Origin of the sequence: Bacillus sp. FSL H8-0492, assembly GCF_038006145.1 — a bacterium.
In the GTDB taxonomy this organism is placed as follows: Bacteria; Bacillota; Bacilli; order Bacillales; family Bacillaceae_G; genus Bacillus_A; species Bacillus_A mycoides.
The window spans coordinates 1,304,375-1,321,864 of the sequence record NZ_JBBOUP010000001.1; the positions used below are offsets into that span (position 1 = coordinate 1,304,375).

17 protein-coding genes and 1 riboswitch are annotated in these 17,490 nt (G+C 34.1%); of the genes, 9 read left to right on the top strand and 8 right to left on the bottom strand.

Annotated elements, in window-relative coordinates; translation table 11 throughout:
• Positions 1-41: 41 nt before the first annotated feature.
• The 3 genes from malC (at position 42) to malR (ending at position 3,500) form a co-directional block, all read left to right on the top strand.
• Entirely contained in the window at positions 42-1,343 is a 1,302-nt protein-coding gene (malC, locus tag MHH66_RS06760; RefSeq protein ID WP_002088367.1) for a maltosaccharide ABC transporter permease MalC, read from the top strand.
• Complete coding sequence (gene malD / locus MHH66_RS06765) at positions 1,344-2,186, top strand: maltosaccharide ABC transporter permease MalD (RefSeq protein ID WP_002088365.1); 843 nt, start codon at positions 1,344-1,346, stop codon at positions 2,184-2,186.
• Between the two features lie 282 nt (positions 2,187-2,468).
• Positions 2,469-3,500, top strand: coding sequence for a maltose operon transcriptional repressor MalR (gene malR / locus MHH66_RS06770; protein WP_002014809.1), 1,032 nt, complete (start codon positions 2,469-2,471; stop codon positions 3,498-3,500).
• Positions 3,501-3,504: 4 nt separating this feature from the next.
• Here the strand turns inward: malR and MHH66_RS06775 are convergent, their stop codons facing one another.
• Both MHH66_RS06775 and MHH66_RS06780 read right to left on the bottom strand, forming a co-directional pair.
• Positions 3,505-4,668 carry an aminotransferase A gene (locus MHH66_RS06775; RefSeq protein ID WP_002128899.1) on the bottom strand — a complete coding sequence of 388 codons (1,164 nt, stop codon included), beginning with the start codon at positions 4,666-4,668 and terminating at the stop codon, positions 3,505-3,507.
• A gap of 234 nt (positions 4,669-4,902) precedes the next feature.
• On the bottom strand, positions 4,903-5,103 hold the full coding sequence (locus tag MHH66_RS06780) for a hypothetical protein (RefSeq protein WP_000929276.1): 201 nt from the start codon (positions 5,101-5,103) through the stop codon (positions 4,903-4,905).
• A gap of 309 nt (positions 5,104-5,412) precedes the next feature.
• Here MHH66_RS06780 and MHH66_RS06785 point away from each other — a divergent pair, with 309 nt between their 5' ends.
• The gene (locus MHH66_RS06785; protein WP_002014814.1) at positions 5,413-6,687 is read left to right on the top strand and encodes a sensor histidine kinase; all 1,275 of its coding nucleotides are present in this window, start codon (positions 5,413-5,415) and stop codon (positions 6,685-6,687) included.
• Positions 6,688-6,746: 59 nt separating this feature from the next.
• Here the strand turns inward: MHH66_RS06785 and MHH66_RS06790 are convergent, their stop codons facing one another.
• Complete coding sequence (locus MHH66_RS06790; RefSeq protein ID WP_002014816.1) at positions 6,747-7,490, bottom strand: DUF3967 domain-containing protein; 744 nt, start codon at positions 7,488-7,490, stop codon at positions 6,747-6,749.
• Positions 7,491-7,726: 236 nt separating this feature from the next.
• Here MHH66_RS06790 and nucA point away from each other — a divergent pair, with 236 nt between their 5' ends.
• Both nucA and comJ read left to right on the top strand, forming a co-directional pair.
• Positions 7,727-8,161 (top strand): DNA-entry nuclease, encoded by a 435-nt coding sequence (gene nucA / locus MHH66_RS06795; protein WP_002014817.1) that lies wholly within the window; start codon positions 7,727-7,729, stop codon positions 8,159-8,161.
• Positions 8,162-8,199: 38 nt separating this feature from the next.
• Positions 8,200-8,589, top strand: coding sequence for a competence protein ComJ (gene comJ / locus MHH66_RS06800; RefSeq protein ID WP_002088359.1), 390 nt, complete (start codon positions 8,200-8,202; stop codon positions 8,587-8,589).
• A gap of 41 nt (positions 8,590-8,630) precedes the next feature.
• Here comJ and metE read toward each other — a convergent pair whose 3' ends face one another.
• From metE to MHH66_RS06815, 3 genes are all read right to left on the bottom strand, one after another.
• Entirely contained in the window at positions 8,631-10,919 is a 2,289-nt protein-coding gene (metE, locus tag MHH66_RS06805; protein ID WP_078184372.1) for a 5-methyltetrahydropteroyltriglutamate--homocysteine S-methyltransferase, read from the bottom strand.
• A 130-nt stretch (positions 10,920-11,049) separates the two neighbouring features.
• Positions 11,050-11,237, bottom strand: a riboswitch (cobalamin riboswitch).
• Between the two features lie 223 nt (positions 11,238-11,460).
• Positions 11,461-12,018 carry a PadR family transcriptional regulator gene (locus tag MHH66_RS06810; protein WP_002128898.1) on the bottom strand — a complete coding sequence of 186 codons (558 nt, stop codon included), beginning with the start codon at positions 12,016-12,018 and terminating at the stop codon, positions 11,461-11,463.
• Positions 12,019-12,109: 91 nt separating this feature from the next.
• Positions 12,110-13,651, bottom strand: coding sequence for an MDR family MFS transporter (locus MHH66_RS06815; protein WP_002014821.1), 1,542 nt, complete (start codon positions 13,649-13,651; stop codon positions 12,110-12,112).
• A 552-nt stretch (positions 13,652-14,203) separates the two neighbouring features.
• Between MHH66_RS06815 and MHH66_RS06820 the strand changes: the two genes are divergently transcribed.
• Positions 14,204-14,704: a hypothetical protein gene (locus tag MHH66_RS06820; protein ID WP_002033821.1), complete on the top strand. Its 501-nt coding sequence runs from the start codon at positions 14,204-14,206 to the stop codon at positions 14,702-14,704.
• Between the two features lie 31 nt (positions 14,705-14,735).
• Here MHH66_RS06820 and MHH66_RS06825 read toward each other — a convergent pair whose 3' ends face one another.
• The gene (locus MHH66_RS06825) at positions 14,736-14,969 is read right to left on the bottom strand and encodes a phage holin (protein ID WP_002014824.1); all 234 of its coding nucleotides are present in this window, start codon (positions 14,967-14,969) and stop codon (positions 14,736-14,738) included.
• Between the two features lie 162 nt (positions 14,970-15,131).
• On the opposite strand from MHH66_RS06825, the gene MHH66_RS06830 reads away from it, so the two are divergent.
• Together MHH66_RS06830 and MHH66_RS06835 are read left to right on the top strand one after the other, a co-directional pair.
• Complete coding sequence (locus MHH66_RS06830; RefSeq protein ID WP_078184371.1) at positions 15,132-15,785, top strand: diguanylate cyclase domain-containing protein; 654 nt, start codon at positions 15,132-15,134, stop codon at positions 15,783-15,785.
• A 550-nt stretch (positions 15,786-16,335) separates the two neighbouring features.
• Complete coding sequence (locus MHH66_RS06835) at positions 16,336-16,998, top strand: YkyA family protein (RefSeq protein WP_002014826.1); 663 nt, start codon at positions 16,336-16,338, stop codon at positions 16,996-16,998.
• A gap of 32 nt (positions 16,999-17,030) precedes the next feature.
• Here the strand turns inward: MHH66_RS06835 and MHH66_RS06840 are convergent, their stop codons facing one another.
• Positions 17,031-17,489 carry a YkyB family protein gene (locus MHH66_RS06840; RefSeq protein WP_002014827.1) on the bottom strand — a complete coding sequence of 153 codons (459 nt, stop codon included), beginning with the start codon at positions 17,487-17,489 and terminating at the stop codon, positions 17,031-17,033.
• Position 17,490 lies beyond the last annotated feature (1 nt).

The following is a 17,490-nucleotide window of genomic DNA, read 5'->3' on the forward strand; positions in this document are numbered from 1 at the left end:
TTCTCTCCCTTCCAAGTAGGAAGAAAAAAGGGGGAAGGAACATGCAAACATCTATGGAACCAATGAAAGATATGAATGGTTCGAAACATAGGAAAATGGCGACCATGTTATCTATTATTCCAGGCATGGGCCAAATATATAATAAACAATTTGTAAAAGGTCTTATTTTTCTAGTATTAACAGGTTCATTTATTGTAGCATTTGCTGATTTGTTAAATATGGGATTATGGGGAATTGTAACGCTCGGTACAGAAGTTCCACGTGACCATTCTGTCTTTCTATTAGTAGAAGGGATTTTGGCACTTATTGTCATAGTGTTTGGACTCGGAATATATGGATTTAACTTATATGATGCATACCAAAATGGGAAGAAACGTGATATAGGAACACCATTAAACTCAGTAAAAGAGCAATACCGTAACTTATTAGATCAAGGTTTTCCATATTTAATGGTTTCACCAGGATTTCTATTACTAATCTTTGTAGTTGTATTTCCAATCATTTTTGTAATCTTAATTGGATTTACGAACTATGACTTATATCACTCTCCTCCAGCTAAATTAGTAGATTGGGTGGGCTTTAAAAACTTTATTGATATTTTCACATTACCAATGTGGAGAGAGACATTTTTAAGTGTATTTTCTTGGACTGTCATTTGGACATTTGTTGCAACAACATTACAAGTTGCACTTGGTATTTTCTTAGCGATTATCGTAAATCAGCCTGGTATTAAAGGTAAGGCAATTATTCGAACAATCTTCATTTTACCGTGGGCTGTTCCAGCATTCGTATCTATTCTTGTCTTCTCGGGTATGTTTAATGAAACATTTGGAGCAATTAATAATCAAGTATTAGCTTTATTCGGGATTGAAAAGATTGCTTGGATGACAGATCCGTTTTGGGCGAAGATTGCTTTAATTATGATCCAAACGTGGCTCGGTTTCCCATTCGTATTTGCAATGACAACAGGTATATTGCAATCGATTCCAGGAGAATTATATGAAGCGGCTACAGTAGATGGAGCAACTGCTTGGCAACAGTTCCGCAAAATTACATTGCCACTTGTTTTATACGCAACAGCACCAATTTTAATTACACAATATACGTTTAACTTTAATAACTTTAGTATCATTTATCTATTTAACGGCGGAGGTCCTGCTGTAGCGGGGCAAGATGCAGGTGGAACGGATATTTTAATTTCATGGATTTATAAGTTAACGATGACTTCAGCGCAGTACGGAAAAGCAGCAGCTCTTACAATGATTTTATCGTTAATCGTTATTACAGTTGCGTTATGGCAATTTAAGAGAACAAAATCATTCCAAGAAGAGGATATGATGTAAATGAATATTAAACGACAAAAGATGTTACGTCTTTCATTAAGTTATTTGGTTATCTTCATAATGTGTGCGATTATTTTCTATCCATTACTATGGATTATTGGTTCATCGTTTAATCCAGGAGATAGTTTGTCTGGTTCTAGCATTATTCCAAAAAATGCTACGTTAGATCATTATCGTAAGCTACTTGATCTTGATTCAAGTAATTACTTACTTTGGTATAAAAATACGTTAAAAGTTAGTGTTATGACGATGATTTTTTCGGTGTTAGCAATTAGCTTTACTGCTTATGCATTTTCGAGATATCGTTTTGTCGGAAGAAAAAATGGTTTATTAACATTTTTAATTCTACAAATGATTCCGAACTTTGCAGCGTTAATCGCACTATATGTATTAGCGCAGTTAACAGGATTAATTGATACACATCTTGCATTAATTTTAATTTATGTAGGTGGAGCAATTCCAATGAATACTTGGCTTATGAAAGGGTATTTTGATACGATTCCGAAAGAGTTGGATGAGTCAGCCCGCATGGATGGAGCAGGACACTTCCGTATTTTTTGGCAAATCATTATGCCGCTTGCAAAGCCAATCGTAGCGGTTGTAGCATTATTCACTTTCATCGGTCCATTTACAGATTTCATTTTAGCAAGTATTATTTTACGCACGCCGGAAAATTACACTTTAGCAGTTGGACTCTATGAAATGGTAGCGAAGAAATTTGGTAATGAATTTACGACGTTTGCGGCTGGTTCCGTATTAATTGCAATCCCGATTTCGATTTTATTCTTATCACTACAAAAATACTTTATTTCTGGTTTAACAGCTGGAGGTACGAAAGGATGAGAAATGGGACATTATGTCCCATTTTTCTTTTCATCTCTCTATAAAAAAATTATAGAGAGATGAAAAGAGATTTGACATCGCATATGAAAAGAAGTGAAATAAATAGTATATTATAGTATAGGAAAAAAGAGCTATATCCCTTACAATACATGGAGAGGGAGAATATGATAAGTTTTGCAAGATAGAATAAATAAATGACAGTTTATGACTTCTCCTATGACTTGCAACGGGTGCAAGATAAAATATATGAAAATGGCAGAGAAGTGAAAGGAGGGGATTTTTATGACAGTTACAATTAAAGATGTGGCGAAGAAGGCGAACGTAGCACCATCAACTGTTTCTCGTGTAATTGCTGATAATCCAAGTATAAGTGAAAAGACAAAGCGCCGTGTTCGAAAAGTAATGAGTGAATTAGGGTATCATCCAAATTTAAATGCAAGAAACCTTGCGAACCAAACGACGAAGACACTTGGTCTTGTTATGCCGAGTTCTGCAAGTAAAGCTTTTCAAAATCCATTTTTCCCAGAAGTTATAAGAGGAATTAGTTCATTTGCACATGTGGAAGGGTATGCGCTTTATATGTCGACTGGTGAAACGGAAGATGAAATTTTTAATGGTGTTGTAAAAATGGTACAAGGGCGTCAAATCGGTGGTATTATTCTTTTATATTCAAGAGAGAACGATCGGATTATTCAATACTTGCATGACCAAAACTTCCCGTTTGTTTTAATTGGAAAACCATATGATCGAAAAGATGAAATTACATATGTAGATAATGACAATTATACAGCTGCAAGAGAAGTAGCGGAATATTTGATTTCATTAGGCCATAAACAAATCGCATTCATCGGCGGTGGATCAGATTTACTTGTAACGAGAGATCGTTTGGCGGGGATGAGTGATGCTTTGAAACTAGCAGATATTCTATTGCCGAAAGAGTATATTTTACACTTTGATTTTTCAAGAGAGAGTGGTCAACAGGCTGTTGAGGAATTAATGGGACTAAAGCAACCACCGACGGCAATTATGGCAACGGATGATTTAATTGGACTTGGCGTGTTAAGTGCGCTTTCTAAAAAAGGATTTGTTGTACCGAAAGATGTTTCGATTGTAAGCTTTAACAATGCTTTATTATCAGAAATTGCTAGTCCACCACTTTCGACAGTTGATGTGAATATTTATCAATTAGGGTATGAAGCGGCAAAAGCTTTAGTTGATAAGGTGGAGCATTCTGAATCTACTTCAAAATGCATTATTATTCCGCATAAATTATTGAAGCGTCAAACTTGTGATCATTATGCAACAAAAAGCTAAGAGTTTAACTCTTAGCTTTTTTCTTTAGAAAGGCTTCTAAACGGTCACAGCCTTCTTTTAAAGTTTCAATACTGTAAGCATAGGAAAGGCGAAGGTAGCCTTCACCGTATTCGGAAAATGCGGTTCCAGGAACAACGGCTAGCCCAGCCTCTTTTACAAGATCAAGTGCAAAATCAAATGATGAAGATGTTAAATGTCCAACATATGGGAATAAATAAAATGCACCTGTTGGCTTCTCAACCGTTAAACCCATTTGAATGAGTCTATTATATACGTAATCACAGCGTTTTTTGTATTGATAGCGCATCATCTTCGGGGCATCTTTAGCAGCTGTTAAAGCTTCGATTGCAGCATACTGAGCGATTGAAGTAGCGCATGTAACATTGTATTGATGAACTTTTAATATGTGTTTTGCTAAATATTCTGGAGCAAATAAAAGTCCGATACGCCAGCCGGTCATAGAATGTGATTTTGATAAGCCGTTAATGACAATCGTCTTATCACGCATTTCTGGGAAATGAGCGATAGATGTGTGTTTTTCTTCATATACAAGTTCACTATAAATTTCATCAGAAAGAACGAAAATATTTTTATCTTTTAAGACAGATACAATATCTTCTAATTCTTCTTTTGATAAGGTAACACCAGTTGGATTAGAAGGATACGGTAAAACGACGCATCTTGTTCGTTCTGTAATTGCATGTTGCAATGCTTCGGCTGTTAAACGAAATCCAGTTTCGCGAACATCTATAAAAATAGGAGTTGCACCACATAGTCGAATAATCGGCTCGTAACCAGGGTAAATAGGAGCAGGTAAAATTACTTCCGTTCCTGGTTCTAAAATAGTTCGGAATGCAACATCGATCGCTTCACTAGCACCGATTGTAACAATGGTTTCGTTTTCAGGTGAATAATGTAAATTGTAGTTGTCCTTTACAAAGTTACAAGCTGCCTTGCGTAATTCTAGTAAACCAGCGTTATGTGTATAGCTTGTATAATTTTCTGTAATGGCCCGTTTAGCTGCTTCTTTTACTAGAGAAGGTGTAGGGAAATCGGGTTGCCCAATTGTTAAAGAGATAAGATTATCATAGTTTTGAATCATATTAGAGAACTGACGGATTCCAGAAATTTGGATGTCCTTCACTCTAGGATTAATGAATTGTTCCATTGTATCTCCCTTTCTTCCGTTTGAAAATTAAGTTCATTTTATCATATTTTCAACTATTACGCTTTGTTTATAAAATTTCCCCCGCTATTTGTGAAAGATAAGAATCGTATCTTAAAATTCAGTGGAAGTAAGAAATTATGTGAGGGTTCAAATGTCTATAAGAGTATAAGCTGTGTGAGTTAATTAAAGTTTCACTTAAGCATAAACACAAAAAAAGCCGCTGCAAGCGACTTTTTAATAACCGTATTCCCAATCTATTTCATCTTCGTTCCAAAGTACGGAAGATACTTTGCCAAGATGGACAACGGATTCATTTACAGCACATGTACAGTCTTCGTCCCCTGCTTTATGTTGCAATTCTTCGTATACTGATTTTTCAACGTTTTCTAGCACAACCAAATTTTCTTCTTTTAAAACAAGCGTAGTACCCGCCATATTTATCTTCCTCCTACTAAAGTAATGATCACTTATTTGTAAACATAGATAGTATGGATTATATGCTGTATTTTGCGATAGTTGTCCGTCTAGTGAAGTGTTTTTTATTTTTTTTGTAATCCGTATTCATTGTATACTGCACGAAGGAAATTTGGTACAGGGTTTACAATCATTTCGGAAATTTGTAACATTTATTATTAGTTGTTAACAAATAATTAACAAAGATGTTAAGAAAAATCAAAATTTTGAAACAAATAGACTTATAAAATGATATAATCATATCAAAATACATATAGGGGATGAGAGGCTATGGAGCTGATTCGTGATTTAATGATCCAAATTGCCATCATTATTTTACCACTATTTTTATATGAAGCGATTCGTTTAAATCGTTATCAAGGAATGCTTCCGAAGCCTAATCGCTACTTTATTATGTTTTTATCTAGCGTTACACTCGTTCTCTCCATGACATACTCTATTTGTTTTGGTACCGTTTGCGGATACAATTTTCATCCAGTCCCAATTGTTAGTGGTTTTTTATATGGTGGGATTGTTGGGCTCATCCCTGCCATTATTTATGTTGCATATGAATGGATTTTTAAGGGGCTTAGTTGGTTGCCTATGGTAGAAGTTATATTTCTTTCGATAATTCCATTATTTTTGTCAAAGAAATGGTCTCTTTTTTCAAGAGATAAGAAGCTAATATTAGCTTTTATGATTGCATCATTTTATGTTCTTGTTTCATTAGTAGTCGGGATGTTGAATGTCCTTTTAGAAACAGGTTTTACACCGTACATATCTAATCTATATAGTGGGTATATATTTGCATCACTTATTATGGTTATGACAATGGTATTTCAAGTGTATTTGACTGAGTATTTAAACGAAAATGCATTATTGCGTACAGAAATGCAAAAATCAGAAAAACTTAATATTGTAAGTGAGTTAGCTGCAAGTGTTGCACATGAAGTTCGAAACCCTCTCACTGTTGTACGAGGGTTTATTCAATTGCTAGAGAGTACGGAAGACGTAAAAAACAAAGATTATATGCGTCTCGTATTAGCTGAACTGGATCGTGCTGAACAGATTATTTCAGATTATTTAAATTTAGCAAGGCCTCAAATTGAAAAAAAAGAACATATTTGTTTATCAGCACAATTAATTGAAATGACAACTCTTATGTCATCATTTGCAGCGATGCAGGGCGTTTATTTGCAAGTTGAGATTTCTGAGAGCCTTTATACTATCGGCGATAAGACGAAATTGAAGCAAGCTATTATGAATGTTGTTAAAAACGGTATTGAAGCAATTCAAGGAAACAAAGGGTATTTAAAAGTAACAGCTATTCAAAAAGATGAATTGATAATAATAAGAGTTAAAGATAGTGGTGTTGGAATGACAAAAGAACAGTTAGTAAGGCTTGGACAACCTTATTATTCTTTAAAAGAAAAAGGAACAGGATTAGGCCTTATGGTAACATTTAGTATTTTACAAGCGCATAATGGCACATTGGAATATAAAAGTGAAAGCGGAAAAGGAACTGAAGCTATTATTATATTGCCAGCTGTACGATATAAGGAATAAAAGTTACCGATAGAAGGTAACTTTTTATTTTATCGTGCATTAGAAAAAGATACAAAATTTCATTCATTTATTTTTTCTTGTTTTGTTCGAACGAATAAACTTTTAAATGATTGAAAGAAGCTTTGCTCTTTTGAGGCGGCGACTAATCTTTTTGTTTCTTGAATTTCGCGAATAACTTGCATAAGTTGTGTATCACGGTTGCTATCTTTATTGTAAATTTGATTGACAAGTTTATTCATTTTTTCTTCTTGTTTGGATTCTCGCTTATACATATGATTCATTAATAAGTCCATCTTTTCTTTTTGGAGTGCATCTGTTTGAGCGGCGTGAACAACTAGATCTTGTAACATTTTTTCTTGTGAGCCTTCTTTTACATAAACTTGTTGCATTAGTTCATCTAATTTCTCGTCTTTTAAACGATTTTGTGTAATGAGAGTAGAGTTTTGATGAATAATTGCTTCATTTAATTGAGCAAGCATTTCAAGTTTTAGCATGAACTCCTCAAAGTTACGCCCATCTTCTTTTGGTTGCACTTCTTGCTTATCTTGAATAACAGGTACAGGTGGGGCCTCTTTTTCTTTTAAAATAATAGGTATTGTTTCTGAAATGTCCTCTTGTAATGTAGCAGCTCTTTCATGTATAGATTTCAATAGTTTTAAATCATCCAATTTATAAATACGAGCATCAGCTGTTTTTGAAATGATATAACCGTGTTCCTCTAAGAGTTGGCTATATTTTCGGACTATATGTTTTGGGATACCTGTTTTATTTGTAACATCTTTCGTTTTATAAATAGCTTCCATGATAGTTCCTCCCCAAAAAGTATCGTATATATCATTTCAACCTTTTATGTGGACTTCCTTTGAAAAAGAATGTCGGAAGGTTATTAGTTTTCTACAGCATTAGTGAAAAGATGAAGAAAAATGAATGTTTTTGGCGGAATGGAGAGGAAGAGCTAAAATAATGTCTGAAAACATACATAGAAGAAGTTTGTTATAATAACTGAGGAAAAGAAATTGGTAGGAACACGGAGGTACACATGAAGCAATTTAAAGGTATTATCATTTCAATTATTGCAATTCTTTCTCTTTTGGTAGCGGTATATGAAGTACTTGTGCCAGAGGAGACAAGTACTAAAAAAACAACTACGTATGATCAAATTCTAGAGTTCCCGAAAGAACGATATCCAGAGACCGGGAAACATATAACGGATGCTATAAAAGAAGGACATTCGGAAATGTGTACAATTGATCGTAATGGTGCAGCGGATAGAAGGAAATTATCGTTAGCGCCATATCCGACGAAGAAAGGTTATGATCGTGATGAATGGCCGATGGCGATGTGTAAGGAAGGCGGAAAAGGAGCTCATATTGAATATATAAGTCCAGCAGATAACCGCGGTGCAGGTTCTTGGGTAGGGAATAAGCTAGACAAATATCCAGATGGTACGCGTGTGAAATTTGAAGTGAAATAGTAATTGGCATACATTTCATAGTGGAGAGAGGGATAGTTATGGAATTAACAATTTCATATTCGCAATTAATGATAATGAACTATGATGGTCAGCAGCCTTATGTAGATTGGACTCCTGAAGATTTTGAAAGAGGCTATGCTGAGGTGGATGGAGCTATTATTTTTGAAGCAATCTCTGACTATACTTGTGAAGTGGAAGTTACTTGTGGAAATCATATTGAGAAAGAAGAAGTGGTTAGAACGATATCAGTTCCTTTCACAGTGAAGAATGAAGAAGTATATATAACAAGTATTCTTTCTAATAAATATCATATTCCTATTCCGAACGGGGAATATATGATAGTCTTGCAGGCAACTCCTCTTGAAGAGCCATCAGACGATGAATTGTATAAAGTACAATACGACTTCTATTTTGAGAGTGTAGAATAAAAAAACGTGTTATCCTTTTTGAAGGATAACACGTTTTTTTATTATGCGTTTGTTTTTAGGAGAGAACGAGCGTCTTTTGCTGCCTGAACCATGTGCTCTAAAGCAGGTATAACTTCCTCAGTTCTTCGTGTTTTTAAACCACAGTCTGGATTAATCCAGAAATATTTAGGGTCACATACTTGTAAAGATTGTTCTACGATTGTGAACATTTCATCTTTACTTGGGACACGTGGGCTATGAATATCATATACCCCTAGACCAATTCCTTTTTCATATGTTGTATGCTTTAATGTATTAATAAATTCTCCATGACTTCTTGATGTTTCGATAGAAATAACATCTGCGTCTAACGCTCGAATTGCATCTACAATATCTTCGAAGTTACTATAACACATATGAGTATGAATTTGTGTTTCATTTTCTACAGAAGATGTTGCTAAAAGGAATGATTGAACTGCCCATGTAATGTATGCATCCCAATCTTTTTCTTTTAACGGCATACCTTCACGAAGTGCAGGTTCATCGACTTGGATTACTCTAATTCCGGAAGATTCAAGTAACTCAATTTCATGACGAAGTGCTAATGCAATTTGATATGAAACTTCTTTTCTTGAAATATCATTTCGAACGAATGACCAATTTAAAATAGTGACAGGTCCAGTTAGCATACCTTTTACTACTTTCTCTGTTAAGCTTTGTGCATATACAGTTTCTTTAATAGTCATTCCACTTATAAAGGCAACATCACCATAAATAACAGGTGGTTTTACGCAACGAGAACCGTATGATTGTACCCATCCGTTTTTAGTAAAGGAGAAACCAGCAAGTCTTTCTCCAAAATATTCCACCATGTCAGTTCTTTCGAATTCACCATGTACTAGTACATCAAGACCAATATCTTCTTGGTAACGAATCCACTTTGCAGTTTCTTTTTCAATGAATTGATTATATTGTTCATTTGTAATATCGCCGTTACGCCACTGTTTACGTGTTTGACGAACTTCAGATGTTTGCGGGAAGCTACCAATAGTTGTTGTTGGTAACAACGGTAATTGTAAAGCTACTTGCTGTAGTTCATATCGTTTTTCAAATGGAAGAGGACGTGAGAAATCATCTTCTTTAAGTGATGTACGTGCCACTTTTACATCTTCACGATTACGTGCAGCTGATGAGCGGATTGCATGATGTGCATTACGATATGTTGTTAAATCGCTACTGATGCTTTCTACACCTTTAGTAAGAGCAGAATGGATAAGGACTAGTTCTTCTAATTTTTGATTAGCAAATGCAAGTGCATCAAATAATTCACTTGTTAAGTGCGTTTCTTCCGTTTTATCAATTGGAGTATGCAATAAGCTACAAGAAGGTTGAACAATTAAACCTTTTGCTGTGATTTGATTTTGTAATGTTGTAAATAAAGAAAGTACATCATCAAGATCAGCTCTCCAAATGTTACGGCCATCTATACAACCGATAGCTAAAATTTTATCAGCTGGGAATCCGTATTTTGAAATAGCATTTACATTACCTTCTTTGCCATGAACAAAGTCTAATCCAATACCAGAAACAGGGAATGCAATAATTTCTTCATAGTTCTCTTCTACACTGTCAAAATATGTTTGTAGAAGAAGATTAGCATTTGGAACCTCTTTATGAATAGCTTCGTAAAGTTCTTTCGCTTGATTAATTTCATCTTTTGTTAAAGAGGCGAAGATTGGTTCGTCAACTTGAATAATTTGTGCTCCAGCTGCGTGTAATTCAGAGAATAATTGTACATAAGGTGCAACTAGCTCTTTTAAAATAGTGGCAAATTGCTCTTCGTTATAACCTTTTGCTAGTTTTAGGAATGTATAAGGGCCTAAAATAACTGGTTTTCCATCAACGCCTAACTCTTTTTTCGCTTCTTCATATAAACGAAGAGGACGATTGTCTTTTAAAGAGATTTGTAATCCTTCTTCATATTCAGGAACAATGTAATGATAGTTTGTGTTAAACCATTTTGTCATTTCAGAAGCAACGTGATCTTTAGAGCCGCGTGCCATTGCAAAATATACATCAAGGTAAGAGGTAAACTCTGAAAAACGTGACGGGATGAATCCTAACATGTAGGCCGTATCCAGAACGTGGTCATAATATGTAAAATCGCCAACTGGAATTAATTCAATTCCCTTTTCTTGCTGTACTTTGACGTGTTGAAGGCGAATTTCTTTCATTGTCGTTAAAAATTGGTCTTCATCAATTTTATTGGACCAAAAAGCTTCCAATGTTTTTTTCCACTCTCGTTGTAGTCCGATACGTGGATAACCTAAGTTACTTGTTTGAATTGCCATTTTAAATTCCTCCCTAATTGAAAGTAAGCATTTCCGTTTACTCGGAAATACCTATAACAAAAAGCATAAAGGCATAGAAAAATAAGCCTTCCTTTTTGTTCTTAACACCTCATCATCATCCGTGAGTCTATCAGTGTTGTTAAAATAGGCAGGTATCCTGACTTATGCTTCATATAATTTCTTTCACCTTCCCGTTTTCACAGTGGCACAAAAAAGAAATTTCAGCATTTACAGTGGCGGGACCGTGTTGGAGTTTCACCAAACTTCCCTTTTAAACACGAAGTGAAATATTCGTGTACCTATTTTCCTTTTGAAAGGAATTTAACAAGCGATATGATATTGAAACAAATTCTAACATAATTTTCGGAATTTTGTCCACTGTTTTAAAATAAGAAAATTCTAAAGTTTTTCATTTCTTTTTATTCGGAAAATTAAGTTTTTTTAATGTTTATTTATTATTAAAATGATGGTGTTTTGAGTTGCGAGGAATAATTATAGTGTTAAGTTTTTCTAGAAGAGGAGGCACCTCTTTTAGAAAAACTTAATCATTATCTACACCTATTTCTGAAAGACGACCTGCAGTTGCATCTTGTAAGAGCGTGTTTAGCCAACGTAATTCAACATTAATATGCTCAATGACGCTTTGTAGAATATATAGTTGAGCACGAGGAACTAGTTGTTTATTATGATCATATATCGTTTGCATTGTATGTAAATAGAGCATTGTATCATCTCTCTTTTTTTTCAAAATAGGAACTAGAGCTTGTTCGTCGCTAAAGTGAGCGAAAGAGAGCGCTGAATAAATAGGTTTATATATTTGGTTTTTCGCTTCAAATTGTTTTAATAATAAGGTGTGGAAAAGGGCTTTTCCTTCCTCTGTTATATGGAAGATTGTTTTATCTGGTCTATTCGTATCTCTAACAATATTGGTAATGCTAATCGCACCTTGTTTTTCTAATTGCTCGAAGGCGTAGTATAGCGATCCCTTGGCATATTTAATATAACAATCCATTTGTCTTTCTTTCATTATGTGCTGCACTTCATAGGGATGTTTATCTCCTTCGAGTAACAAGCCGAGAATGACTAACTTCATGCTCATGCTGTCTCAACTCCTGTATATAGAAACTTTATATATATTATAAACGGTATATCCTCTTTCATAAAGGGATATACCGTTTCGTTTTTCTATATTAGCTTACTTGTTTTTGTTTTTGCTTTGTTTTTGGTCCTGTTAAAAGACGTTCATTTCCCATAAGTAAAATACAAATTATACTTAGCGTAGCTGGGATAAGTGCCCAGAAAAATGTATTAGCAATAGATGTTGCAAGAGCCTCTTTAATTCCGCTCAGTACTTCAGGAGGTAGCTTTTCAGTAGCATTTGGTGATAATAAAAAGCTTGTGTCTCCACCTTTAGGAGCCATTTTTTCTAGTTCAGGAGGGAAGACTGCTTTTAATTTATCAGTGAAAACATGATTTTGAATCGTACCGAAAATCGTGACGCCAAGGGTCATTCCAAGTGAACGGAAGAATGAGTTCGTGGATGTAGCAGAACCGCGATCTCTCATTTCTAATTTGTGGATAGATGCCATACTTAAAACTGAGAAGGAGAATCCAACTCCAAGTCCAGCAAGCACCATAAACATTGTTACGAGTGTACGAGGTGTTTCCATAGTTAAAGTACTTAGTAAATAAATACCAAGAACGAAGAAAACTCCAGATACTGTCATGATGTTACGATAACTTGTTCGTGAAGCTAATTGTCCACCAGTTTGACTTCCGATTACAGATCCCACCATCATAGGTGTCAAAATTAACCCAGCATTTGAGGCTGAACCACCGAGAACACCTTGAACGAAGATTGGAATATAAACTGTACAGATGATAAAAGCTGCGCCATAGAAAAAGGCAACACCTTGGCTAGCTGCAAATAAAGGTTTTTTAAATAAATGGAAAGAAATAATAGGCTCGGTTGCGTTTCTTTCTACGAAGAAGAAAATAATAAGCAGAATAACAACAGTTGAAAATAAACCAATAATCACATTAGAGTCCCATGCATATTCTTTACCACCAAGTTCTAAAGCAAACATTAAGCAAACGATACTAATGACAAGCGTAATAGCACCAGCCCAGTCAATTTTTTGTTTTCGATATTCTAGAGACTCGCTATAGTATTTAGTAATGAAGAAGAAGGAAATAAGTCCTAACGGAATATTAATATAGAAGACCCAGTGCCAACTTATATAATCTGTAATGTAAGCACCTAATAAAGGTCCGAAAACACTAGATGTTCCGAAAACAGCACCAAATAGTCCGGTCATTTTTCCTCGTTTTTCAGGCGGGAATATATCATACATAATTGTAAATGCGATAGGCATAAGAGCGCCGCCACCAATTCCTTGAATGGCTCTATAAATACTTAGTTGTTCAATACTTGATGCTGTCCCGCAAAGTGCAGAACCAAATAAGAAGAGAATTAATCCGCCAATAAAAAAGCGTTTCCGTCCGTACATATCAGACAGCTTACCGAAAATAGGCATTCCGGCCATTGTTGCTACCATGTAGGCGGATGTGACCCAAACGAATTTGTCGAACCCTCCTAAGTCTCCGACAATCGTTGCCATCGCAGTTGCGACGATTGTGTTATCCATTGCTGCCATTAGAATACCAAGTAGTAAACCAGCAACAACAAATTTTGTTTTACTTGAATCGTTTTTTGATAGTTGTGCTTCCAAAAGTAGCCCTCCTTTAATAAAAATTAAACTAACTTAAGTTTTTTAGTGCAATGCATAAAAAAACTTTATGTACAGTTTGTATAGTTCCTCTTCATTTTATAAAAAATTGCACTGACATGATATAAAGGATGGAAATCATAAATTATATTATAGTCAAATTTGACTAAAAGGCAAATGTTTTCTACCGCCAAATTATTTTATCCCGCTTTAACTGCCCGTTAAAGCCCGATTGGTAAAAGCTAATAATCAGTGGGGGATGGACAAAACCCCCACTGATTAAAGTTTCACTTTATTATATTGACCAAAAGAGAGTAAGAATTTATTTTGTTATGTAGTCAAGGAAGGAAATTGTAAAAAAATATTTAATAAAGTATAACCTGTGTCAACCTATTAAAAATGGTTTTTTCTTTATATTGTCGAATAGGATAAAAGGAAAAGAAAAATTTAATATGATTTGTAACAAGCTAAATATTTTTTCTAAGTGTAGTTCATTGCATCGAGAGGCAGAATACAGTTGTATAGATGATATATCTGGAATGAGGTGAATATATTATGAAAATATGGAAACGAATTTCGGATCAAGGAAGGTATTCTATACCGTTACAGCCGGTTTTGTGGATTGATGGTTCTAAAAAGGACACGGAAGCATCCGATGTAGCAGTCACATTGCAAATCCGTAGTATGTATAAAGAAAAATTTTCGTATGAGATGATCTATGATGTTAATGACATACTAATTATTCGACTTGAAGTTGAAAATAAAGGCGTTGAAATGATTTCGCGAGTAGTTGTAAGTCATATGATTCGTGATTATTTCGCGTATATCCCAAACTCTTTAAAAGCAGATAAGGGAATAAGTGAGTTTTTATTTCAGCTTGTAAGGTGGCGAATCGATAATTTATCACCGAATGAAAAGGTAGAATTAATTTGTCAAATAAAAGCAAATAAAGATAAAGCTCCTCCCAATTCATTATTTCAGGCTACATATACATTTCAATATAAAGGTGTATCATATGGACCGCTACAAACAAATGAAGTGGTTGTCAGAAAATGATAAGAAGGAACCTGTGCGAAAGGTTCCTTCTTTAATGAAGATTGTGCTTCTTGAGTAATTTCTTTTGTTCCACTCCCTTTTTTCCAATATAGTTATTTTTGTATCCAAAATATAGAATGAATAGAAATGAAATAACATTTACTATAGCGTCAATTTGATCGTTTGTAATGAAGTTTATTCCGAAAGAGTTAAATAGTAATTTTAATGATAACAAAAAGCCAGCTAGTAAGCGCATAATATCTAATAGATTTTCTTTTTGAGGCATATAGGTCACTCCTTCCTAAAAACGATATATAGTATATATATGAAATAAAATAGAAAAGGTATACAAGCTTAAGTAGAAATGTACATTAAATATGTACATTTTTTATTTTATAGAAAAACATTATTGTTATAGAAACATATATTGGTATAAAAGGGGGAGAGTATGAAACATAAAGGGAAAATTAGTGGGTTATTACTTGGGAACACAGTTGCGGTTACAGAATGGATTGCACTTCAGGATGTAATTGCTAAGCTAGATTCGAGATCATTTTTAACCGTCTTTATTATTTATATATTGCAAATGATACTAAGCTATTATTTTGGACATTGGTACGATAAAAGAACGAATACGCGTGTAAATATTGAAGTAGGAGGAATGACGAATAACGATTTTGTCGTTGATTTTTTTGGAAAAGTAGCTGCTTTATCAGAAAGAGATTCTCGTAATATTACAGTGTATATTCTTTCCGTAAAAGAATGGGATGTATTAAAAGAAACAGTGCAAGAAAAAAAGTTAGATGAGCTAGTCCAAAGAGTAGAACGTACAATTTTAAAGACAGTTCGAAAAGGCGATGTAGTTACGAGGTGGGATGAAAATAAATATGTTATCGTAGCTGTTGATAATGGCTATGAAAAGTCAACAATAACAAGTAGATTAATCAAAAATATTCAAAATGAAATAGCGAATGATTTATTAAGTGTCACACTATTATTTGGGGCTGCAAGTTATCCTATAGAAGGGAAAACTTTTGAAGATTTGTTTAGAAAGGCACAAAATCAATTGTATAATTATAGAAACTTGCAAAGTCATGAATGAAACTTTGATTTAAAGAAGTATGATATAAAGATTTTTTGTAACATTTTTTTGTCTTTTGTTACAAGAAAACTTTTTTTTGTAACAAAAGTCTTTAAAAATATATGAAATCAGCATATAATTGTGTGTGGATGTGTCAATGCATTTTGCACAATGTTTTCAGTTTAAAAGTGTAGAGGAAAACATGCTCTACACTTTTCCTTTTTAAGAAATTAAAAGAATCTTTGTAAGAGTTGCGAGGTCCCCTTTGCACTATGTAAAATGGACAAAGAGGTTATTTGATAGAAAGTGAGAAAGGGAATGATAGACGTGAGAGGTCAACGATCATCTTTTATCAGGTGAAACATTATAGTGTTTCTTGCAGTAGGTAAGATTAAGGAAAATACCTTTATGTTTTAAGACATTACATAATTTTAAGTACGAAAATTGTACAAGCAGTATAAATAATTATTGATGATCTTCGTAAAAAGATGCGAGCGTGAAATAGCTAACGAAGTTACATGTTTTTCATGGGATTTTTGGCACGATGGTCGTTTATTAATAGGGGGAAAAGATGTTGAAATATAATAAATTAGCAATTGTAACTGCATTATCAATGACTTTACTAGCTGGTTGTTTTGGCCCAAAACCAGAAGAGGAGCTATATGTTGCATTTGAAAATGCTGCCAAGCAAGAAAAAACAATGTTTGAAGATGCGAAAAAATTAGAGTCATTAGAGAAAGAGGGTCAAGTATTATATAATCAAATTGTCCAAGAAGGAAAAGATAATAATCAGGCTGTTAAGGATAAGCTTGATCAAGCGGTGAAAAATACAGCTGAACGAGAAAAAGTTCTTATTAAAGAAAAAGAGGCGTTAAATAAAGCGCAAGAAGAAGTGAAGTCAGCTGATAAGCATGTGAAGAAAATTGAAGATAATAAATTAAAAGAACAGGCTGATAAAGTAAAGAGTACTTATGAGAAACGACATGATTCATTCCAAAAGATGTACGATAGCTATAATAAATCTTTAAAGCAAGAAAAAGAATTATATACAATGCTACAAGATAAAGGTACAAAATTAAAAGATATTAGCGAGAAAGTAAAGGTAGTAAACCAAGCATATAAAGATATTGAGACAGAAAAAGATAAGTTTAATGAATATACGAAATCATATAATACAGAAAAAGTTGCATTCTATAAACAAGCTAATATTAAAATTAAGGAAGATAAAAAATAAAACAGTTTGGCCTAATATTAGGCCAAACTGTTTTATTTTTTTGTATAGGTACGGCTATACCATGGAACTGGTTCGCTTAATTTTTTTTCCTGTTTTAATGCTTCAGGACCAATATAATCTTGAAGTGTTTTTTTTGCTATTGTTAAAGATAAGGTTGTTTTCGGATTTCGATAGGAGGATTCAAGGTGACCAAGATGCGGTAGGGTGCGAAAATCATCTTTCGTAGGAGGGATATGGAAAAAATAATCACCTAAACGTATAAGAACATCGGATTGTTGTTGACTAAAACGTGGATTTCTAGAAAAATGTAATCCTTCTTTGATAGCCTTTTTTTCAGTAATTAAGCGTTCTAAAGCAGTCTTTTTTAACCAATATAAGTACTTAGGGTTAGTTGCAGCTTTAGCATGACGATTCACAACGAAAATAGATTGAGCTAGTCTATTAATAGAATGTTGATTATGCAATGGAGATTGTGGTTGTGAAGGTTTCATA

What these genes read in the sequence shown, in the direction of transcription:
- malC (WP_002088367.1), top strand. Translation starts at nt 42, where the DNA reads ATGCAAACATCTATGGAACCAATGAAAGATATGAATGGTTCGAAACAT.
- malD (WP_002088365.1), top strand. Translation starts at nt 1,344, where the DNA reads ATGAATATTAAACGACAAAAGATGTTACGTCTTTCATTAAGTTATTTG.
- malR (WP_002014809.1), top strand. Translation starts at nt 2,469, where the DNA reads ATGACAGTTACAATTAAAGATGTGGCGAAGAAGGCGAACGTAGCACCA.
- MHH66_RS06775 (WP_002128899.1), bottom strand. Translation starts at nt 4,668, where the DNA reads ATGGAACAATTCATTAATCCTAGAGTGAAGGACATCCAAATTTCTGGA.
- MHH66_RS06780 (WP_000929276.1), bottom strand. Translation starts at nt 5,103, where the DNA reads ATGGCGGGTACTACGCTTGTTTTAAAAGAAGAAAATTTGGTTGTGCTA.
- MHH66_RS06785 (WP_002014814.1), top strand. Translation starts at nt 5,413, where the DNA reads ATGGAGCTGATTCGTGATTTAATGATCCAAATTGCCATCATTATTTTA.
- MHH66_RS06790 (WP_002014816.1), bottom strand. Translation starts at nt 7,490, where the DNA reads ATGGAAGCTATTTATAAAACGAAAGATGTTACAAATAAAACAGGTATC.
- nucA (WP_002014817.1), top strand. Translation starts at nt 7,727, where the DNA reads ATGAAGCAATTTAAAGGTATTATCATTTCAATTATTGCAATTCTTTCT.
- comJ (WP_002088359.1), top strand. Translation starts at nt 8,200, where the DNA reads ATGGAATTAACAATTTCATATTCGCAATTAATGATAATGAACTATGAT.
- metE (WP_078184372.1), bottom strand. Translation starts at nt 10,919, where the DNA reads ATGGCAATTCAAACAAGTAACTTAGGTTATCCACGTATCGGACTACAA.
- MHH66_RS06810 (WP_002128898.1), bottom strand. Translation starts at nt 12,018, where the DNA reads ATGAGCATGAAGTTAGTCATTCTCGGCTTGTTACTCGAAGGAGATAAA.
- MHH66_RS06820 (WP_002033821.1), top strand. Translation starts at nt 14,204, where the DNA reads ATGAAAATATGGAAACGAATTTCGGATCAAGGAAGGTATTCTATACCG.
- MHH66_RS06825 (WP_002014824.1), bottom strand. Translation starts at nt 14,969, where the DNA reads ATGCCTCAAAAAGAAAATCTATTAGATATTATGCGCTTACTAGCTGGC.
- MHH66_RS06830 (WP_078184371.1), top strand. Translation starts at nt 15,132, where the DNA reads ATGAAACATAAAGGGAAAATTAGTGGGTTATTACTTGGGAACACAGTT.
- MHH66_RS06835 (WP_002014826.1), top strand. Translation starts at nt 16,336, where the DNA reads ATGTTGAAATATAATAAATTAGCAATTGTAACTGCATTATCAATGACT.
- MHH66_RS06840 (WP_002014827.1), bottom strand. Translation starts at nt 17,489, where the DNA reads ATGAAACCTTCACAACCACAATCTCCATTGCATAATCAACATTCTATT.